Annotated in this window: 20 protein-coding genes; 1 reads left to right on the plus strand and 19 read right to left on the minus strand. The window is 42.5% G+C overall.

The genetic code is table 11. The annotated features are described in order from the left end of the window. Positions 1-37: 37 nt before the first annotated feature. The 3 genes from sdaAB to MPH60_RS14410 all read right to left on the minus strand — a co-directional run bounded on the left by sdaAB (position 38) and on the right by MPH60_RS14410 (position 2,959). Positions 38-700, minus strand: a complete 663-nt coding sequence (gene sdaAB, locus MPH60_RS14400; protein WP_241591115.1) for an L-serine ammonia-lyase, iron-sulfur-dependent subunit beta — start codon at positions 698-700, stop codon at positions 38-40. Positions 701-907: 207 nt separating this feature from the next. Next, positions 908-2,578, minus strand: coding sequence for a DAK2 domain-containing protein (locus MPH60_RS14405; protein WP_241591113.1), 1,671 nt, complete (start codon positions 2,576-2,578; stop codon positions 908-910). A gap of 18 nt (positions 2,579-2,596) precedes the next feature. Further along, positions 2,597-2,959 (minus strand): Asp23/Gls24 family envelope stress response protein, encoded by a 363-nt coding sequence (locus MPH60_RS14410; protein WP_034313762.1) that lies wholly within the window; start codon positions 2,957-2,959, stop codon positions 2,597-2,599. 252 nt (positions 2,960-3,211) lie between these two features. On the opposite strand from MPH60_RS14410, the gene rpmB reads away from it, so the two are divergent. Beyond that, positions 3,212-3,400: a 50S ribosomal protein L28 gene (gene rpmB, locus MPH60_RS14415; RefSeq protein ID WP_034313767.1), complete on the plus strand. Its 189-nt coding sequence runs from the start codon at positions 3,212-3,214 to the stop codon at positions 3,398-3,400. A gap of 187 nt (positions 3,401-3,587) precedes the next feature. On the opposite strand, the gene spoVM is transcribed toward rpmB, so the two are convergent. The 16 genes from spoVM to MPH60_RS14495 all read right to left on the minus strand — a co-directional run bounded on the left by spoVM (position 3,588) and on the right by MPH60_RS14495 (position 18,787). Continuing rightward, a complete protein-coding gene (spoVM, locus tag MPH60_RS14420; RefSeq protein ID WP_034313769.1) occupies positions 3,588-3,668 on the minus strand; it encodes a stage V sporulation protein SpoVM in 81 nt (26 codons plus the stop codon). A gap of 122 nt (positions 3,669-3,790) precedes the next feature. Beyond that, positions 3,791-4,444 (minus strand): thiamine diphosphokinase, encoded by a 654-nt coding sequence (locus MPH60_RS14425; protein WP_241591112.1) that lies wholly within the window; start codon positions 4,442-4,444, stop codon positions 3,791-3,793. Between the two features lie 102 nt (positions 4,445-4,546). Then, positions 4,547-5,194 (minus strand): ribulose-phosphate 3-epimerase, encoded by a 648-nt coding sequence (gene rpe / locus MPH60_RS14430; RefSeq protein WP_241591109.1) that lies wholly within the window; start codon positions 5,192-5,194, stop codon positions 4,547-4,549. Between the two features lies 1 nt (position 5,195). Beyond that, positions 5,196-6,077 carry a ribosome small subunit-dependent GTPase A gene (rsgA, locus tag MPH60_RS14435; protein ID WP_241591107.1) on the minus strand — a complete coding sequence of 294 codons (882 nt, stop codon included), beginning with the start codon at positions 6,075-6,077 and terminating at the stop codon, positions 5,196-5,198. Between the two features lie 23 nt (positions 6,078-6,100). Then, a complete protein-coding gene (gene pknB / locus MPH60_RS14440) occupies positions 6,101-8,143 on the minus strand; it encodes a Stk1 family PASTA domain-containing Ser/Thr kinase (protein ID WP_241591105.1) in 2,043 nt (680 codons plus the stop codon). Positions 8,144-8,148: 5 nt separating this feature from the next. Beyond that, a complete protein-coding gene (locus MPH60_RS14445; RefSeq protein WP_137018768.1) occupies positions 8,149-8,898 on the minus strand; it encodes a Stp1/IreP family PP2C-type Ser/Thr phosphatase in 750 nt (249 codons plus the stop codon). Positions 8,899-8,902: 4 nt separating this feature from the next. After that, positions 8,903-9,997: a 23S rRNA (adenine(2503)-C(2))-methyltransferase RlmN gene (rlmN, locus tag MPH60_RS14450; protein WP_241591102.1), complete on the minus strand. Its 1,095-nt coding sequence runs from the start codon at positions 9,995-9,997 to the stop codon at positions 8,903-8,905. Beyond that, positions 9,997-11,349 (minus strand): 16S rRNA (cytosine(967)-C(5))-methyltransferase RsmB, encoded by a 1,353-nt coding sequence (gene rsmB, locus MPH60_RS14455; RefSeq protein WP_241591100.1) that lies wholly within the window; start codon positions 11,347-11,349, stop codon positions 9,997-9,999. Before rsmB ends, rlmN begins: the two co-directional genes overlap by 1 nt. Further along, the gene (gene fmt, locus MPH60_RS14460) at positions 11,336-12,295 is read right to left on the minus strand and encodes a methionyl-tRNA formyltransferase (RefSeq protein WP_241591098.1); all 960 of its coding nucleotides are present in this window, start codon (positions 12,293-12,295) and stop codon (positions 11,336-11,338) included. Before fmt ends, rsmB begins: the two co-directional genes overlap by 14 nt. Further along, the gene (def, locus tag MPH60_RS14465; protein WP_241591096.1) at positions 12,292-12,777 is read right to left on the minus strand and encodes a peptide deformylase; all 486 of its coding nucleotides are present in this window, start codon (positions 12,775-12,777) and stop codon (positions 12,292-12,294) included. Before def ends, fmt begins: the two co-directional genes overlap by 4 nt. Before the next feature lie 95 nt (positions 12,778-12,872). Then, positions 12,873-15,284, minus strand: a complete 2,412-nt coding sequence (priA, locus tag MPH60_RS14470) for a primosomal protein N' (RefSeq protein WP_241591093.1) — start codon at positions 15,282-15,284, stop codon at positions 12,873-12,875. Positions 15,285-15,290: 6 nt separating this feature from the next. Beyond that, positions 15,291-16,499: a bifunctional phosphopantothenoylcysteine decarboxylase/phosphopantothenate--cysteine ligase CoaBC gene (gene coaBC, locus MPH60_RS14475; protein ID WP_241591092.1), complete on the minus strand. Its 1,209-nt coding sequence runs from the start codon at positions 16,497-16,499 to the stop codon at positions 15,291-15,293. Positions 16,500-16,759: 260 nt separating this feature from the next. Continuing rightward, positions 16,760-16,966, minus strand: coding sequence for a DNA-directed RNA polymerase subunit omega (rpoZ, locus tag MPH60_RS14480; protein ID WP_241591089.1), 207 nt, complete (start codon positions 16,964-16,966; stop codon positions 16,760-16,762). A 3-nt stretch (positions 16,967-16,969) separates the two neighbouring features. Next, positions 16,970-17,584 (minus strand): guanylate kinase, encoded by a 615-nt coding sequence (gmk, locus tag MPH60_RS14485; protein WP_241591087.1) that lies wholly within the window; start codon positions 17,582-17,584, stop codon positions 16,970-16,972. A gap of 10 nt (positions 17,585-17,594) precedes the next feature. Beyond that, on the minus strand, positions 17,595-17,858 hold the full coding sequence (gene remA, locus MPH60_RS14490; protein WP_034313813.1) for an extracellular matrix/biofilm regulator RemA: 264 nt from the start codon (positions 17,856-17,858) through the stop codon (positions 17,595-17,597). 53 nt (positions 17,859-17,911) lie between these two features. Beyond that, positions 17,912-18,787, minus strand: coding sequence for a YicC/YloC family endoribonuclease (locus MPH60_RS14495; RefSeq protein WP_241591085.1), 876 nt, complete (start codon positions 18,785-18,787; stop codon positions 17,912-17,914). Positions 18,788-18,942 lie beyond the last annotated feature (155 nt).

Below are 18,942 nucleotides of genomic sequence, written 5' to 3' on the forward strand. Positions count from 1 at the left end.
GATTTCTTCTCCTTCCTAAGTGGAAACGATTGCCCTATCAATCCACAATCCTCGCTACTTGAGTGATATTGGGGAGTGCTGTAATTTCAGCGATGACGTGATCCTCCAGGTTTTGGTCCACTTCAATCGTCATCAAGGCCATCATCCCTTTTTCTTTTCGGGAGACTTCCATCTGACCAATATTGATTTGATGCTTGGCTAATATGTTTGAAACATTCGCGATGGCACCAAATCGATCATCATGAACGACCAGTATGGCAGGGTTGTGCCCGGAGAGCCTCAATTTAAACCCGTTCAGTTCGACGATTTCGATTTTCCCGCCGCCTATCGATATTCCGACAAGTTCCAGTTCACCATCCTCATCACCAACCGTTATTTTTGCTGTATTGGGATGCTCCGGTACGGCTTCTTCTTCCCGAAAAGTAATTTTCATTTTCTTTTTGCGGGCAATTTCCAGCGATTCTTTGATTCTCTCATCAAATGTATCAAAATCAAGTAAGCCTCCTACAATGGCTACATCCGTTCCATGGCCTTTATAGGTTTTGGCAAACGATCCGTAAAAAGAAATATGGGCCCATTTGGGTTCCCGGTCGAATAAATTCCTGGCAACCCTGCCGATCCTTGCAGCTCCTGCTGTATGGGAACTAGAGGGGCCAATCATAACAGGACCAATTATATCGAATACACTTCTAAATTTCATGATTTGCTCCTCCTTCTATACACTGGGAGTCAGTTTAATAATAAAGCCTGATATATTGTTATTACAATTACGCTGTCCGTAATCCTTCTTTTCATAAAAAATAAAACTGCATAGCCTAATGACATATGCAGTTTATTGCCTTTTATTTTTTTCAGGATCCTTAAACATTGTGACGAATAAGTCTCCCTCATCTTCATGGTTCTCTACTTATTCAATTGAAAAAATGAAAGAATATAAAGGTTGTTTCCCATTATGCACTTCAACTTCAACGTCTTCGAAATTCTCATTGCAAAACGCAACAAGACTTTCGACATTTTCAGCAGTGGCATCTTCTCCATATAAAATGGTAAGGATTTCTGAATCTTCATCAATCATATCGGAAAGAAGATCTTTTGCAGCTTGAGTCATGTCTTTATCCTTCACTTTGATGGTGCCTTCAGCAATTCCCATGAAGTCCCCGGTCTCGATTGCAAGACCGTCAATGTTGGTATCCCGGACAGCATAAGTAATCTGGCCCGTTTTCACATGTGAAAGGGCTTCGATCATCGCTTTTTTATTCTCTTCAGCATCAAGTGAAGGGTTGAAAGCCAGCAATGCAGCCATTCCCTGTGGTACTGTTTTTGTCGGGATGACCGTCACATGATCCCCGAGTACATCAGCAGCCTGATTGGCCGCCATGATGATATTTTTATTGTTAGGCAAGATGATCACATGATCTGCGTATGCCTCTTCGACAGCTTTAACGATATCTTCCGTGCTAGGGTTCATCGTTTGTCCGCCTTCGATGACAGACTTAGCGCCAATACTTTTGAATAATTCACTGATGCCAGCACCCATCGCCACTGACACTATAGCATATTTCTCTTTGGTGGACGGTTTAGTTTGAAGCGGTGTATTCGTCTCACCTACAATCGCAGTATGCTGTTCACGCATATTATCGATTTTCATTTTTATTAAGCTACCATATTGCTGTCCATAATTCAGGCACGTGCCAGGCTGTTCAGAGTGAATATGTACCTTGACGACTTCATCATCTGAAATGACTAATAAAGAATCTCCGTATTCACTTAAATCATTTCTGAACTTTTCTTCATCAAATGATTCATTGGCAAGTTTTTCACTTTCCAAACGGACCATGAATTCCGTGCAGTAGCCATATACGATATCTTCCGTGTTCATATGCCCTTGTACATTCATGTGATGTTCGGCATTGATCATGTCATCCATGCTTGGGCCATTTGCAGGTCGGACTGGAAGGGCCTCACCTTTCAGCTCAGCAAGGAAACCTTCATAAACGAACACCAACCCTTGCCCTCCGCTATCAACGACTCCCACTTCTTTTAAGACTGGAAGAAGATCCGGTGTGCGTTTTAATGAAGCATTGGCCTCCGTAACGATTTCCTCCATCACCTGAATAAGGTCTATATGCTTGGCTGCTGATGAAACCGCTTGCTTGGCTGCATCTTTTGCAACCGTTAAAATGGTTCCTTCAACAGGTTTCATAACGGCTTTATAAGCTGTCTGAACCCCCGCTTCAAAAGCTTGGGCAAATTCTTCACTATTGATTTCCGATTTATGTTCAATCGCTTTAGCAAAACCGCGGAACAGTTGCGAAAGGATAACTCCCGAATTGCCGCGTGCGCCCATTAACAGTCCTCTTGAAAGTGACGCACCCACTTTCCCGATGTGTTCCTGGACGTTGTTTTGCACTTCCTTCGCACCCGAAGTCATCGATAAATTCATATTCGTTCCTGTATCCCCATCTGGAACAGGGAAAACATTCAACGCATCAACCATTTGGGCATTAGCCGCTAAATGGTTGGCACCTTGAATGATCATTTCTGCAAAGCGCTTTCCGTTCAAACTTGTAATTGACACAAAACTTTCCTCCTATACTTAAGGGTTCGTCACACGAACTCCCTGTACAAAAATGTTGACGGAATCAACAGCTAATCCTACAGTTTTGTCCAGGGTGTACTTTACCTTTGATTGCACATTATGTGCAACTTCCGAGATTTTCGTTCCATAACTTACGATAATATACATATCGATATGAACTTCTTCCTCTTCTTGACGGACAATTACACCCTTAGTAAAGTTTTCTTTTCTTAAAATTTCGGCAATGCCGTCTTTAAATTGTTTTTTGGAAGACATTCCTATAATTCCGTAGCAATCCACGGCTGCGCCGCCTGCTACAGTAGCGATAACCTCATTAGAGATATCAATTTGTCCATACTTCGTTTGTAATTCGATAGACATTTTCTTTTCCCTCCCAAAAATCAAATCAACTAAAGACATTTTACTATAATGTCTATGGTTTTAAAAGTAAATGTCTTACGGTACTATATATAATTCAATTTTGAAGTATGTATGTCAAGGTTTTTTTCTTGAAAGTAATTAACTGAAGTATTGCATTCTAACGGTAGGTATGATAAATTATTAAAGTATTTTACAAAGACTTAAGACGACTGCGAAAAACTTAAGCTTGTTGTAGTTAGGAGGGAATTTGACATGGCACGTAAATGTGTAATCACTGGAAGAAGAACTCGTTCTGGTAACAGCCGCTCTCACGCAATGAACGCTAGCAAGCGTACATGGGGCGCTAACCTTCAAAAAGTACGTATTTTAGTTGACGGTAAACCTAAACGTGTATACGTTTCTGCAAGAGCTCTTAAATCGGGCAAAGTAGAACGCGTATAATGTTACGGCATCCTCTTAGGATGCCTTTTTACTTGTAATGGCCGGTATGTAATGGGGATGGTTTCAATTCGTTGATCAGGTCTTTCCTGCATCAAGGAGGGAGCCTTCACCCATTAACGGATGGCCGCCCCATTTTACAGAAAAAATAACACCTCCCTTAATTTGAGAGGTGTCATGGAGATAAGTATCAGCCTTTTTTAAACGCTCCGAGCATAGCCCTTACCAAACTGCCCAGAACTTTTGGCAATTTAATCGTATAAAATTTCATCATGCCCCTCCTCTTTGCATCCCACAATTAAAGATGAAGTGGAATTTTTCTATTACAACATAAGCTTTTAAGCGGATATAGGATGATCGTAATTATATCCGAATCTGCTCTAAGCATGAATTTTAATCACTGCTTCTTATCACCATTAATATGCCTTTCTCAAATGAAACATTCCCAGATTCGGAAATTAGTTCATTGCTGATGCAAAGCGTCGAACCTATTTCCAAGCTCGCATCATCCAGCGGATATTTAAAACCCGAAAGTGTAATGCCGGTGACTTCAGCCGTTACGGGGAGCAATGACAAGTATTTCTTATCTTTCAAAGCAGTGACCTCATATGAACCTGCTGTCTTTACCGTGATTATATTTTGCCGATCGACTATGTATATATCCATATCGCCATGATGAGGGAGGACACTTTCTTTTTGGAGCAGCTGGATATTCCCAAGAAAATGGTCCATTCTTCCCCCTGTTGCGCCCAGAATGTGAATTTCACTTGGTTTTTGCCCTATTGCCCATTTAAATGCGATCTCTAAATCCGTTTCATCCTTTTCCGAAGAGTATAGATTGATTTGTTCCAGCCTTTGCTCAATTTTCCTGTATTCACCTTCCGAAACTGAATCAAAGTCCCCAAAACCGCATTTAGGTTCGATACCTTTTTCAAGCAAAGACCAAACTCCCCTGTCAACCCCGACCCAAAGGTCAGTCTTCTCCTTATACCATGTCAGATCCGGCCAAAAACATTCCGGACCTCCAGCCATAATACTAATAATCATCGAAATCATCCTTTTCTTTACATATTCATATTAAAGATTCCTATGTTTGATTGATAAAAAAAGCCGATCACCATCATACGAATATGATAGTGTCGGCTTATATCACTTTCCCCGAATCTTTTGAATCGCTGCGTTTCGATCTTCTTGATTATATATTGCCGAGCCTGCCACAAGGATTGTCGCCCCTTGTTCAATACATAGTTTAGCCGTTTCTTCATTTACTCCACCATCAATCTCTATTTCCAGATTTTGATTATACATTTCCGCCATTGCCTTCACTTCGGCAATTTTGGGAAGAACGGATTTAATGAACTTTTGTCCGCCAAAACCAGGATTAACCGTCATCAACAATACCATGTCAATATCTTCGATTATAGGTTGGATCAAGGAAGCTGGAGTGGCCGGATTAAGCACCACGCCTGCCTTTACACCAAAAGATTTAATCAATTGGATCGTTCGATGCAAATGTGTGCATGCCTCTACATGGACAGTTATATAATCGGCTCCCGCTTTCGCAAAGGCCTCGATATAACGATCTGGTTGTTCGATCATTAAATGAACATCAAGCGGAAGCTTTGTCACCGGGCGGATGGCATCAACAATTAGTGGGCCTATCGTTATATTCGGCACGAAATGCCCATCCATGACATCTACATGGATTAAATCCGCTCCGCCCCTTTCCACATCAAGAATTTCTTCTCCCAATTTTGCAAAGTCAGCTGATAAAATGGATGGTGCGATTTTAACCATTTTAATACCTCGGCTTTCTATCTCTGATTTCTTCTAAGAATTGCATATAATGCTCATATCGATAACGTGGAATTTCCCCGGCATCGACCGCTTCTTTCACTGCACACTTCGGTTCTTTATCGTGCAGGCATGCCCTGAATTTACAGTGTTCCCCATGTTTATGCATTTCCGGGAAGCAATAGGATAACCGTTCAGCTTCCATTTCCATGAATTCAAGTGAACTGAACCCTGGAGTATCCGCGACAAGTCCAGAGCCGATATGAATCAATTCAACGTGGCGGGTGGTATGCTTCCCTCGTCCCAAGTGTGAAGAAATATCATCCGTCTTTAAAGCCAATTCAGGATTGATTGCATTCAGCAAAGACGATTTCCCAACACCTGACTGCCCGGCAAATACACTGGTTTTTCCTTCTAAATACGGCACCAGTTCTTCAATTCCTCCAGCGGTAACAGAAGATGTTTCCAGTACTGTATAGCCAAGCTTCTGATAGTCCTTGATATACTGAGACAATTTCTTTTGGTTTTCAGCTGTAACCAAGTCCAGTTTCGTAACGACGATAATCGGTTCGATTTCGTTATCTTCAATCAGTACGAGGAATCGATCGAGCAATGCCGGACTGAAATCAGGTTCTACTGCCGAAAAGACAAGGATTGCCTGGTCCACATTCGAGATTTGCGGACGTATCAATTCATTCTTTCGCGGTTTTACTTCGGTAACGGTCCCGTCCGTTTTATTTTCCGCTTCAAAAACAACATAATCACCCACGAGCGGGGTTACCTTATTCTTCCTGAACAGGCCCCTTCCACGGCATTGATAGACCTCTTCACCATCAAGGACATAATAAAATCCACTTAATGCTTTGATAATTTTTCCTTCGGGCATAACCACACTCCTAATTATTAAATTTATTCTGGATATGAGACGGATTCGTCAATTATGACCTGATTGTCCCGCATGACTTTATATCCTGCTTTCTTATCCGGGGAAACCATTAATTCGATTGTTCTCTTCGCATCTTGCAATATATAGAATGTTTCTTGTGGCTCCGTCATGCTATTGTCGATATCCTCGATGAAAATTTGTATTTTTTGCGTTTTGCCTGGCTCAACCGGATCATACTCAATTTTGATTTCCTCCGTTACACTCTTGGGAGGAATCTCTTCTTTCCCTTTTGAAATGACCACTTTCACTGTACTGCCCTTTTCCACCTTCGTAGCAGGTTCCGGTGACTGGGAAATGACAAGCCCCTCCGCTACGGAATCATCATAGATTTCCTCTTCGACATCGATCTTTATTCCACTTTCACTGGAATAATCATCAAGGCCAGCTTGATTGAACCCCGTTAGGTTCTTCAAGCTCAGCAGATCTGCCCCTTTACTGACCGTTAGATCAAGCTCCGTTTCGGATGGTACGACCTCAGTGGCGCCCGAGGGCGATTGATCTATGATCGTGCCGGCAGCACTGTCATCATATTTTTCGGTCACGCTTATGTTTTTGAATCCCATTTTTTCAAGCAGGGATTTAACATCAGAGTAGTCTCGGCCTTCATAACTGGACAATGAAATCGTCTCTTTACCCATGCTTTGATAAATATCGATCACTGCATCTTCCTTTACCGTCTTACCTTCCTTAGGGTTGGTTTTGATCACAAGACCCGCTTCAACCTCTTCATCTTCAATCTCGATCGTTTCTCCAACTTTCAAATTCAACTCAAGCAATTCAGTAATGGCATCATCCAATTCTTCCCCTTTAAGGTCCGGGATCGTCACTTCCTTCGAAACAAGAAGGGGAGGTAAAACAGTGACAGATAAAACAGCAAGCAGGGCGAGAACTAAAAAGGTGGTCACCAGGATTGCAGGCATGTTCTTTCGTTTTTTACCTTTATGTTCAGACTTGTTTTTTTGTTTTTTCTGTTTCTTTTGTTTCTTCTGTTTCTTCTGTTTCTTTTTCGTTTTACTCTCTGCTTCAGAATCACTTTTCTCATCATCCGCATAAACTAAAGTATTTTTTTCAGGACCCCTTATGATTGTCTCATCGACGCTGGAAAGCTGATCATCCGTTATGACGGGGATGGCTTTTGTTGCATCATGATCTTCAGGAATGGCAAAAGGCAGTTCATTTGAACGCTCAGGATTAAGCGACGTCCGCATGTCATCTTCCATTGAGTCCACGCTATCATAGCGGTAATAGGAATCTTTGGCTGTCGCTTTCAAGATAATATTTTCCACACTCTGGGGTATTTCAGAGTTCCAGCGTTTTGGCGACGGAGTTTCCGATTGTAAATGTTTAAGAGCGATCGACACGGCTGATTCACCCGAAAATGGCAGTCTTCCCGTCAATAATTCAAACATGACGATGCCAAGTGAATAAATGTCCGACTTCTTATTGGCCATACCGCCTCTGGCCTGTTCCGGAGATAAATAATGAACCGAGCCCAAGACTGCGTTGGTCTGCGTTATGTTTGTTGCACTTAGGGCCAATGCAATGCCGAAGTCCGTAATCTTGACGGTTCCTTCTTTATCAATCAAAATGTTCTGTGGCTTGATATCACGATGAATGATTCCATTATGATGGGCATGTGAAATTGCTGCCGTGATTTGCCTCATGATATCCAAGGCTTCATCAACTGGAATTGGATAATATTTTTGTATGTATTGCTTAAGTGTAAAACCGTCAACGTATTCCATTACAATATAATAGATGGAATCTTCTTCACCAACATCATAAATACTCACGATATTGGGATGGGCCAAGCTGGTTGCCGATTGGGCTTCCCGATTGAAGCGCTTGATGAACTCTTCGTCATTATTAAAATCCATGCGAAGGATTTTCAATGCGACATCCCTATCTAAGATCATATCCCTTGCAAGGTAAACATTTGCCATACCGCCGCCGCCGACCATCTCGATCAGTTTATAACGGCCGTTGATTCTTCTACCAATCAACATTCAATTCACCTGCTTTCACTTTCTTCAGTAAATTGAACAAGCACAAGTGTGATATTATCTTCCCCACCGTAGTGATTGGCCTTATCTATTAATGAATTCGCCTTTTCTTCAAGTGACTGTCCATTGGTTACCGTTTCTTCCAGTTCCTGTTCACTCACTTTATTCGTCAATCCATCCGAACAAAGCAATAGTAAATCATTTTCTTCGAAGATGACCGTCATAATGTCCATTTCCACTTGCATTTCTGTCCCCAAGGCTCGTAATAAAACATTTTTCCGCGGATGGTTTTCGGCATCTTCCTTCGAAATCTGACCGGAACGGACCAATTCGTTAACGAGTGAATGATCTTCCGTGACCTGCTTAAAACCGCTCTCATTATACAAATAACACCGGCTATCCCCGATGTTGGCAATCGTAGCAAACTTGTCGGTGCAAATGGCTGCAACAATGGTTGTCCCCATGCCCTTACATTCCGTATTCGCTTCTGCATGTTCAAAAAGCAATTGATTGACCGAGAAGATTTGCTGCTTCAGCCAATCCTCGGCATCATTTGCCGTTTCGATTCCGGTTGATACTTCCCAGCCCTTTTTCAGAAGGTCTATCGTCATTGCACTGGCTACATCCCCGGCACGGTGGCCGCCCATGCCATCTGCAACGATGGCAAGGCGAACGCCTTCCGAGTTCTTAAAGATTCCGCCATTATCTTCATTATGCTGGCGGACTTTTCCACGGTCTGTCTTAAATATTGCCCTCATAGGGTCACCTCGTCTCTTCTTTGCGCTCCTTGGCCCGAAGCTGGCCGCAGGCTGCGTCAATATCACTGCCTTGTTCCCTTCGGATCGTTACATTAATGCCGCGCTTCTTCAATGTTTTTTCAAACTCAAAAATTTGGTCCCGAGGTGTTCGTACATAGTTGCGTTCAGGTACATAGTTAACCGGTATTAAGTTAACATGGCATTTTATCCCTTTTATTAAAGCTGCTAATTCTTCAGCGTGCTCCACTGTATCATTCTCGCCACCGAATAGACCATATTCAAAACTTACACGGCGACCTGTTTTTTCTGTATAGTACTTGATCGCTTCGATCAAGTCTGGAAGTTTGTAGGCCTTATTGATCGGCATCAATTTACTTCTCAATTCCGTATTCGGTGCATGAAGGGAAACGGCAAAGTTTATTTGCATGCTTTCTTCGGCAAACTTATAGATTTTAGGAATGATTCCACTTGTGGAAACGGTAATATGACGTGCCCCGATGTTCAAGCCCTTTTCATGGTTTATATTCTTCAAGAATGACATCATATTATCGTAGTTATCAAACGGTTCACCTATACCCATGATTACGACAGAACTAACACGTTCTTCCGATTCGTCAAGTGCTTGCTGAACTTTCACGACCTGGGCAACTATTTCCCCTGATTCAAGATTCCGCTTTAATCCGCCTAATGTCGACGCACAGAATGTACAGCCAATTCTACATCCTACCTGTGTAGTCACGCAAATGGAGTTGCCGTATTCATGGCGCATCAGCACCGTTTCTATCGAATAACCATCTTGGAGTTCAAATAAAAACTTCATCGTTCCGTCATTGGACGTTTGCTGAATCAAAGTTTTCAAAGTTGTGAAAGTGAATTGCGCTTCCAGCTTATCCCGTAATGATTTCGAAAGGTTGGACATATCTTCAAAACTGGAGACACGTTTTTTATAAAGCCAGTCATATACTTGATCGGCCCGGAATGCCTTTTCTCCATTTTGAACAAGCCATTCTTTAATTTGGTGTAGCTCCAATGAGTAAATCGACGGTTTTTCTGGTGTCGTATCTTTTCTTACTCTAGATGATTTAGTGATTTCTGCCATTACAGCACCTTCTTTCTAAAACTCGCAATAAAGAATCCGTCACTGCTAAAATATTGCGGAAAAACTTGCAGCGTATGACCCTCGATGAATGGCTGAACGCTTTCAGGCATTCTTGCGGACAAGGTTGCATCGCTTTCAAAATCCGGGTGGCTTTCCAAAAATGCTGCAGCGACTTTGTCATTTTCTTCTTTATCCACCGTACAGGTACTATATACTAACCGTCCGCCTTGCTTAACAAGCGGGGCAGCCGATTCCAATAATTGTTTTTGTATACTTGAGAGTTTCATTATATCATCTTTTGTTTTAGTGTACTTTACATCAGGCTTCCGGCGCATGACTCCCAACCCGGAACATGGTGCATCGATCAGGACCCTGTCAAAACCTTCCTTATTGAAGTGTTCTTGCACGTTTCGGCTATCAAGGGCCATTGTCTTAATATTGTTTCTGAGCTTTAGGCGCTCCGCCTGCTCTTTAATGAGCTTGACCTTATGCTCATGAAGGTCGAGCGCATATACTTGTCCAGTGGTCAAGCCTTCTGCGATATGTGTCGTTTTCCCTCCAGGTGCGGCACAGCAATCGAGTACAGCATCATTTTCATTTGCACCCAAAGCATGGGCTACAAGCATTGAACTCTCATCCTGAATCGATAAATAACCCAATTTATAGCTTTCTGAATGAGCAAGATTCCCTTTATAGCTGACAATTGCTTCGGGAACGACCTCACTTGCTTCAACATCATATCCTTCTTCCGTTAATATGCTGATCAGTTCACGTCGTGAAATCTTCTTTAAATTAACCCGACCCGTCTGTAATGGCGCAGTTAAGTTGATTTCACACATTTCCTTGGTTTTTTCATAGCCAAATTGCTCTACCCAACGCTTTACAAGCCAAATTGGATGACTTACTTCTATGGAAAGACGTTCCAGATCATCTTTAATTTCATCTAATGAAGGAACACCATTTCTTTGGATGTTGCGAAGCACCCCATTGACCAGCGAAGATGTACCCTTGTGTCCGCGTTTTTTGGAAATTTCGACAGCCTCGAAAATGATTGCATGATCAGGCACTTTATCTAAATAAACCATTTGGTAAACGGAAAGCCTAAGTAAATTGATGACCCAGCTTTGCGTTTTTTTAGGTTGTTTAATATACGGGTTCAAATAATAATCCAAAGTCATCTTACGCTGTATGGTACCGTAGCTTATTTCTGTAAGCAAACCGCTGTCCACGGCGGATAACTGGTGCTTTTTAATCAAGTTGTTCAATAATAGGTTACTGTAGGATTGGTTTTTCTCTACAGATTCCAAAATATCGAGAGCGATTTCACGTACTCCCTTTTTAGTTTGCTTCATTCTGTTCTCCTAACTTCATGCCTGCTTTAATGAACGATCCGGCTCCGCGCAAGTAATCTTTCGCTGGCATTTTTTTCTTTCCTGAAGGCTGCAGTTCTGTAACCAGTATTGCCGTCTCATTGCCTGTCGAAACGATGAAACCATCATTTTGTACATCAATGACCGTGCCCGGCACAGCCTGATTGCCATTTTCAAGTTTCTTTACCTGCCAAATCTTCAAAATGGAACCTTCTAAGGTTGTATAAGCAACAGGCCAAGGATTCAGGCCGCGTACATGGTTATAGATGTCTTCCCCTGATTTCGACCAGTCGATTCTTTCCTCTGACCGCTTGATGTTAGGTGCAAATGAAGCTCTAGCCTCATCCTGCTTGATCGGCTGTAACTCCTCATTAATAAGTTTCGGAAGTGTCTCTGCAAGTAAATCCGACCCAATCTTGCTTAATTTATCATGCAGCGTTCCGACATTATCTTGTTCCTCTATAGCAACTTCCGCCTGAGTCAATATATCACCGGCATCCAATTTTTCCGCCATATACATGATGGTTATCCCAGTCTTTTCTTTCCCCTGTAAAATGGAATAATGAATGGGCGCCCCTCCACGCAGTTCTGGAAGCAGGGAGGCATGTACATTAATACATCCGTACTTAGGGGCATCCAGCAATTCATTCGGAAGGATTTGTCCGAAAGCTGCGGTCACCACCAAGTCAGCATTCAATGCAATGATCTTTTCAAGTTCTTCTTTTTCACGAATTTTTTCTGGCTGATAAACGGGAATCCCATGCTTTTCGGCTTCGACCTTAACTGGAGGCGGCGTTAGCACCTTTTTGCGCCCTACTGGACGATCGGGCTGTGTGACAACAGCAATCACATCATACCCTTCATCAATGATTCTTTTCAATACCGGCACTGAAAAGTCCGGTGTACCCATAAATATTATTTTCGTCATTCTTCTCCATACCTTTCTAACTCTTCTTCCGAAATATACCGGGAAACCTTACTTGTAAATAAAACTCCTTGCAGGTGATCGATTTCGTGCAGAAGGGCCCTTGCAAGGAAATCTTCCGCTTCTATCTCGAAAAAAGATCCTTTTCGGTCTTGTGCCCGGACTTTGACACGGTATGGACGCGTTACTTCACCATATAAACTCGGGAAGCTCAAGCATCCTTCAACACCTGTCTGTTCGCCTTCCATTTCCAGCACTTCCGGATTAATCAGTTCGATCGCACCTGATCCTTCCTCTATTTCAACGACGGCCACTTGCTTTTTCACGCCAACCTGAGGTGCTGCAAGTCCAACGCCATCCGCCTCCACCATCGTTTCATACATGTTATTTAACAGCTTTGCCAACTTTTTATCAAAACTTGTTACTTTATCGCATTTTTGTTGTAAAATTTTTTCAGGAAACAAAACAATCGGTAAAATAGCCAAAATTAAAGGTAACCTCCTAGATATGAAAAACAGCACTTCATTATATAAAAACGCAAGCTGTAGCAGCTCGCGGTAATCATCCATCTCTTAAACAATTACATCATGATCTGTGGATTTAAATCTATTGAAATCTGCAGCTGATTCTGAGCGGTTTCTTTTTGATAATGCTCCAAAAGTGTGCGTAAATGCTGATTCAGGTCCGGCTCTCGTTTGTATTTTATCAGACATTGATAGCGATATCTATTGTTGATTCGACTAATGGGCGAAGCAACCGGACCTAGTACGATTGAATCCCGATTCAATCGTGAGCCTAAATAATTCGTGATTTTCTCAGTAACACTCACTGTCTTCATTAAATCTTCATGTGAAACGGTTATAAGGACAACATAATAATAGGGAGGATAATGACTTTGCCTCCTTAGATGCATCTCCCGTTCATAAAAAGCATCATAATCCTGAAAGGCAGAAAGCTCGATGCTGTAGTGCTCAGGTGTATAGGTTTGGATGACCACTTCTCCCGGAAGCTGATGACGTCCTGCCCTTCCGCTGACCTGTGTCAGCAGCTGGAATGTCTTTTCTGAAGAACGGAAATCAGGCAGATGCAGCATCGTATCAGCAGAAAGGACTCCAACAAGGGTGATATTAGGAAAATCAAGGCCTTTGGCAATCATTTGGGTGCCTAGCAATATATCGGCCTTCCCTTCACCAAAGGCATTCAGCAACCGCTCATGTGAACCCTTCTTACTCGTCGTATCAACATCCATCCGTATGACCCGTGCTTCAGGGAGGATTTTCGCAAGCTCTTCTTCAACCTTTTGAGTGCCTGTACCGAAGAACCTAATATGTTCACTTTCACATTCAGGGCAAGCGGAAGGCATTCCCTCTTCAAAACCGCAATAATGGCATTTCATTATATCATTAAAGCGATGATATGTGAGTGAAATGTCACAATTAGGGCAGTTGATGACCAATCCGCAGCTTCTGCACATCACAAAGGAAGAATGCCCCCTTTTATTTAGCATCAGAACTGTTTGCTCCCCCTTCTCAAGCCGGTCTTTCAGCTTGGTAAAGAGCAGCTCCGAAAACATGGAACGATTTCCCGTTCTTAGTTCTTCGCGCATATCTACAATATCCACTGCTGGCAACGCATTTTTATTCATCCTCTGGCTAAGTGTCAATAATTTATAGACATTTTTCTTGGCTCGCGCAAAAGATTCAAGTGTAGGTGTCGCGCTGCCAAGAATAACCGGACACCCATATGATTTTGCTCTTTCAATGGCTACGTCCCTGGCGTGGTACCTTGGCGTTTCTTCTTGCTTATAACTGGATTCATGCTCTTCATCAATGATGACCAGCCCCAGGTTTTCAAAAGGAGCAAACACGGCGGAACGCGCGCCCACCACAACTTTTACTTCTTTACGGTGAATTTTCCGCCATTCATCATATTTTTCACCTACTGATAAACCGCTATGCATGACAGCCACCTGCTCCCCAAACCTTTCCTTAAACCTCTTCACCGTCTGTGGAGTTAAGGAGATTTCAGGTACAAGCATGATGGCTTCCTTCCCTTTTTCAATGACAGAGGCAATAGCCTGTAGATACACTTCAGTCTTCCCGCTTCCGGTTACACCATATAAAAGGAAAACATCATGTTCATCATGATGTATTTTCTCTTGGATAGGCTTCAAGGCAACTGTTTGTTCAGCTGTAAGTGTAAAGGGAGTGGATTTCTCGAACACACGGTTTTCATAAGGATCACGATATATTTCTTGATCCATTTCCGCCAAGGCCCCTTTTGACACTAGGGATTTGACGGTACCGCTTGATGTGTTCATCAATTCAAGCAATTCTTTTAACGGAATGGGCTCTTGATGTTCAATAAAGTATTGAAGGAGTTCCTGTTGTTTTTTTGCATGGCTTGACATGGCTGATGCCATTTCTTTCAGTTCCTTAGGGGAAAGCAAAGATTTTATGACACGGATTGTCTTCTTATTAAGTCGGTTTTTCACATTATATACGAGCTCAAGATTGCCATTTTGCATTTCCTTTTGGAAAAGGGAGGCGTTCTCCCCTTCAATCACGTCTTTCCAGGATATTGAATCATTTTTTCCGAAAAGGGTTTGAATGAAGGGAGGCAGCTGATCCTTTTTATCTTCAACGACTTTGATCACTTTTTCATACTTTGCTTTCATCGCTGCCGGAAGCATGGCCTGTAGTGCTGAAATTTTAAAGCACATTGCCTCTTTGGTCAACCAGTCACCCAGCTGAAGCAATTCATCATTAAGGATAGGCTCCAAATCCATTGGTTCTTTTATATAGCGTAATTTCGCAAAGTCGCTTTTAGCTTTTAAGCATGTGACGAATCCCTGAACCATTCTTGGACCGAATGGGACGATGACCCGCATTCCGGGTTTGATGACTTGGTTCCATTTTTCAGGTATGCGATAGTCGAATTCACGATCCGTTTGTTTAGCAGGTACATCCACGATGACGGATGCTATATCCATATGACATCATTCCTTTTGCATGCGAGATACTTCCGCCAGGATGCTTTTAGCTATATCCGCTTTACTCATTTTTGGAAGTTCGGTCGCACTTCCATCTTTATCGTAAATAGTCACGATGTTCGTATCCGTTCCAAATCCTGCCCCTGGCGCGGTAACATTATTGGCAACGATCATATCTGCATTCTTTTTGGCTAATTTCCCTCTTGCATATTCTTCAACATTGTTCGTTTCAGCCGCAAAGCCTACCAAGAACTGATGAGTTTTATTTTCACCGAGTTCCATGAGGATATCCTTTGTCCGTTCAAATTCAATCACATTTTCCCCTGGCTGCTTTTTCATCTTTTGAGCATGATAAATCTTCGGTTTATAGTCCGCCACTGCAGCTGTCATGATTACGACGTCACTGGAATCGAACTGATCGAATACCGCAACATACATATCTGCTGCTGATACCACTGGTATTACTTTGGCCTTTGAAGGTGGTGTCAAGTTCACTGGGCCAGTGATCAAAGTTACCTCAGCGCCCATTTCGATTGCCTTTTCGGCTAGGGCATAGCCCATTTTGCCGCTGGAATGATTCGTCACGTAACGCACGGGATCGATTGCTTCACGAGTCGGTCCTGCCGTTATCAAATATTTCTTTCCTTTAAGAGGCTGTTGGTGTGATTTGCGTCCATCGAAATGCCGGTTAAGATGTTCAACGATTGTTTCCGGTTCCTCCAATCGACCTTTCCCTACATAACCGCAGGCCAAATACCCTTCACCCGGTTCAATGAATTGATATCCAAACGACCGAAGTGTCTCCATATTTTTCTGGACCGCTGGGTGGGCGTACATGTGCACGTTCATTGCCGGCGCAACCCAGACAGGCGCTTCCGTTGCCAGAAGTGTGGTCGTAATCATATCATCCGCGATTCCATTGGCTACCTTTCCGATGACATTGGCTGTAGCTGGAGCCAACAGGATGATATCAGCCCAATCAGCCAAGTCGATGTGTGCAATGACTGATGAATCCTTCTCATCAAAAGTATCTGTATACACATCATTTCTCGAAAGTGCTTGAAAGGTGAGCGGCGTCACGAATTTACGTGCCGATTCACTCATGATCACTTTAACATGTGCACCTTCCTGAGTTAATTTACTTGTCAGGGCAGCAGCCTTATATACAGCAATCCCGCCGGTGACACAAAGAAGTACTTTTTTATCGATAAGCATGCAAATTTCCCCTAACTATACATTCTATTTGCTTCTAATTATGACGGAAAACCGAAGAAATTTCATTTGAAATGCGCAATAACATATGGATTTCCCTAAACATTCCATATCTCGCCTGCTTTCATCAATGACTTCCGGACTTTTTTAAAACCAAAACAAACAGGCCTGACACCTTGGCCGCAGGAAGGAAGCACTTTCCAAATGTAACGCTCCTGTTTGCTTTAGGGTGTCAGGCCCGATAGGTCAAGCTATGAGTTCTTTTAGTTTTCCTCGTAAGAATTATCGTAAGTCAATTTACCGGTATGAATCTCTTCAAGGGCACGACCTACTGATTTATGGGAAACCGGTTTGGCAACGAGGCAATTATCTTTAATTTGCATTTCCCTGGCACGCTTTGCTGCCACTGATACAAGTGAGTATTTTGAATCGATTTTAAGTAATAGAGAATCAATTGATGGATATAACATAATTTATTCCGCCTCCAACATTTTTTTATATAAAGCAGCAACTCTTTCCCGACGGCAATGCTCGGCTATTACAATTGCATTAATTCTGGCACATGCGGCATCCACATGATCATTTTCAACAACGTAATCATACAGATCCATAAGTTCTATTTCTTCCTTGGCCACTTTCATCCGGCCTTTTATCGCTTCCTCCGTCTCGGTTCCGCGAGTAACGATGCGGCTTTCGAGTTCGGTCAAACTCGGAGGAGCAAGGAAAATGAAAAGTCCTTCGGGGAATTTCTCCCGGACCTGTTTAGCTCCTTGAACTTCAATTTCCAGAAATACATCTTTTCCGGAATCGATCGTTTCACGGACATAATCCACGGGTGTTCCATAATAATTACCGACGAACTCAGCATACTCCAGCAATTTGCCTTCTTCAATCAGTGCTTCGAATTCCTCGCGTTTTTTGAAGAAATAGTCCACTCCGTCCACTTCACCATGGCGAGGCAGCCGTGTCGTCATCGAAATTGAATATTCGAATGCCGTTCCTGGCTGAGAAAAAATCGCCTTTCTTACAGTTCCTTTACCAACACCGGATGGACCGGACAAAACGATTAATAAACCTTTTTCTCTCATATTGTTTCAGTTACCCCTCTTCTACGCTGTCATCTCTATCTTGAAGCCGTGCGGCAACCGTTTCCGGTTGAACGGCAGATAAGATAACATGGTCGCTGTCTGTAATTATAACGGCCCTAGTCCTTCTACCATATGTAGCATCTATTAAGGATCCGCGGTCACGGGCATCTTGGATGATCCTTTTGATCGGAGCCGATTCAGGGCTCACGATGGATACGATCCGGTTTGCGGAAACGATATTCCCAAAACCAATATTAATGAGCTTAATTGACATTTTTGTCCCCCATTCATATCTATTGTCACCTTGTTAGGTTCATCATAAACTGACTACTCGATATTTTGAACCTGTTCCTTTAATTTTTCAAGCAAACTTTTCATTTCCACCACTTCTTTGGTAATGGCCGAATCATTTGCCTTTGATCCAATCGTATTGACTTCCCTATTCATTTCCTGGACAAGGAAGTCGAGTTTCCTTCCAATTGGTTCACTATGGGTAAGTGTCCTTGAAAATTGCTGTAAATGGCTATCGAGTCTGGTCAGTTCTTCATTTATATCACATTTATCAGCAAAAATGGCCGCTTCTGTCACAATGCGGCTATCTTCGATCAATCCTTCAGTCAACTCTGCCAGTTTGATTTCCAAGCGGGCTTTATATTTTTCGACGACTGAAGGTGCATGCATTTTGACCCCTGCCACAATCTCACCAAACTTTTCAAGCTGGCGTTTCATGTCCAAGGCCAGTTCCTGACCTTCCAGATTCCGCATTTTTTTCAGATTTTCCAATGCCCCCGTGACAGCCTTCAATAACAGGGATTCCAAATCGGCAGGAACCGCAGGCACTTCCTCGGTTATGAAAATTGATTCAAGTTGCAGCATATCCTGTAATGTAATGGAACTTTCCAGTTTGTATTTTCCCTTGACCTCTTCCATCAATCCCACATACTGATCAGCAAGATCCCAATCGATCTTCACCTTTTTGGAAACCAGGCTCTCACCTTCAACTGTAATGAAGATTTCCACCCGTCCCCTTCTTATGTATTGATTCGCCTTCTTCTTCACCTTTTCTTCCAAAACCAAAAGCTGGCGCGGCATTCGAATCGTATATTCACAAAAACGATGGTTCACGGTCTTAATTTCAACAAAAACCTTAACCTGTTCGTTTTCCGCTTCTTCTCTTCCATAGCCCGTCATACTGGTAACCATGGTTCCACATCCTATCAAACATAATGTAGTCATTTAGCACTTAACATTCATTATATATTAGCTGCAGCACGAAAACTTTAGCTCACAAATAAAATACTACAAAAATAAAAAGGCAATAGAGCAAGACTCTACCACCTTAAAGATTATATCATATA

This window comes from Peribacillus sp. Aquil_B1 (assembly GCF_022603275.1).
Taxonomy (GTDB): Bacteria; Bacillota; Bacilli; order Bacillales; family DSM-1321; genus Peribacillus.

Coding starts and splice junctions, on each gene's coding strand:
- sdaAB (WP_241591115.1), bottom strand. CDS start 700: ATGAAATTTAGAAGTGTATTCGATATAATTGGTCCTGTTATGATTGGC.
- rpmB (WP_034313767.1), top strand. CDS start 3,212: ATGGCACGTAAATGTGTAATCACTGGAAGAAGAACTCGTTCTGGTAAC.
- coaBC (WP_241591092.1), bottom strand. CDS start 16,499: ATGCTTATCGATAAAAAAGTACTTCTTTGTGTCACCGGCGGGATTGCT.
- spoVM (WP_034313769.1), bottom strand. CDS start 3,668: ATGAAATTTTATACGATTAAATTGCCAAAAGTTCTGGGCAGTTTGGTA.
- rpe (WP_241591109.1), bottom strand. CDS start 5,194: ATGGTTAAAATCGCACCATCCATTTTATCAGCTGACTTTGCAAAATTG.
- gmk (WP_241591087.1), bottom strand. CDS start 17,584: ATGAGAGAAAAAGGTTTATTAATCGTTTTGTCCGGTCCATCCGGTGTT.
- MPH60_RS14410 (WP_034313762.1), bottom strand. CDS start 2,959: ATGTCTATCGAATTACAAACGAAGTATGGACAAATTGATATCTCTAAT.
- rlmN (WP_241591102.1), bottom strand. CDS start 9,997: ATGGCAGAAATCACTAAATCATCTAGAGTAAGAAAAGATACGACACCA.
- MPH60_RS14425 (WP_241591112.1), bottom strand. CDS start 4,444: ATGATTATTAGTATTATGGCTGGAGGTCCGGAATGTTTTTGGCCGGAT.
- priA (WP_241591093.1), bottom strand. CDS start 15,284: ATGGATATAGCATCCGTCATCGTGGATGTACCTGCTAAACAAACGGAT.
- rsmB (WP_241591100.1), bottom strand. CDS start 11,349: ATGAAGCAAACTAAAAAGGGAGTACGTGAAATCGCTCTCGATATTTTG.
- pknB (WP_241591105.1), bottom strand. CDS start 8,143: ATGTTGATTGGTAGAAGAATCAACGGCCGTTATAAACTGATCGAGATG.
- MPH60_RS14445 (WP_137018768.1), bottom strand. CDS start 8,898: ATGAGGGCAATATTTAAGACAGACCGTGGAAAAGTCCGCCAGCATAAT.
- remA (WP_034313813.1), bottom strand. CDS start 17,858: ATGTCAATTAAGCTCATTAATATTGGTTTTGGGAATATCGTTTCCGCA.
- MPH60_RS14495 (WP_241591085.1), bottom strand. CDS start 18,787: ATGGTTACCAGTATGACGGGCTATGGAAGAGAAGAAGCGGAAAACGAA.
- rpoZ (WP_241591089.1), bottom strand. CDS start 16,966: ATGTTATATCCATCAATTGATTCTCTATTACTTAAAATCGATTCAAAA.
- rsgA (WP_241591107.1), bottom strand. CDS start 6,077: ATGCCCGAAGGAAAAATTATCAAAGCATTAAGTGGATTTTATTATGTC.
- fmt (WP_241591098.1), bottom strand. CDS start 12,295: ATGACGAAAATAATATTTATGGGTACACCGGACTTTTCAGTGCCGGTA.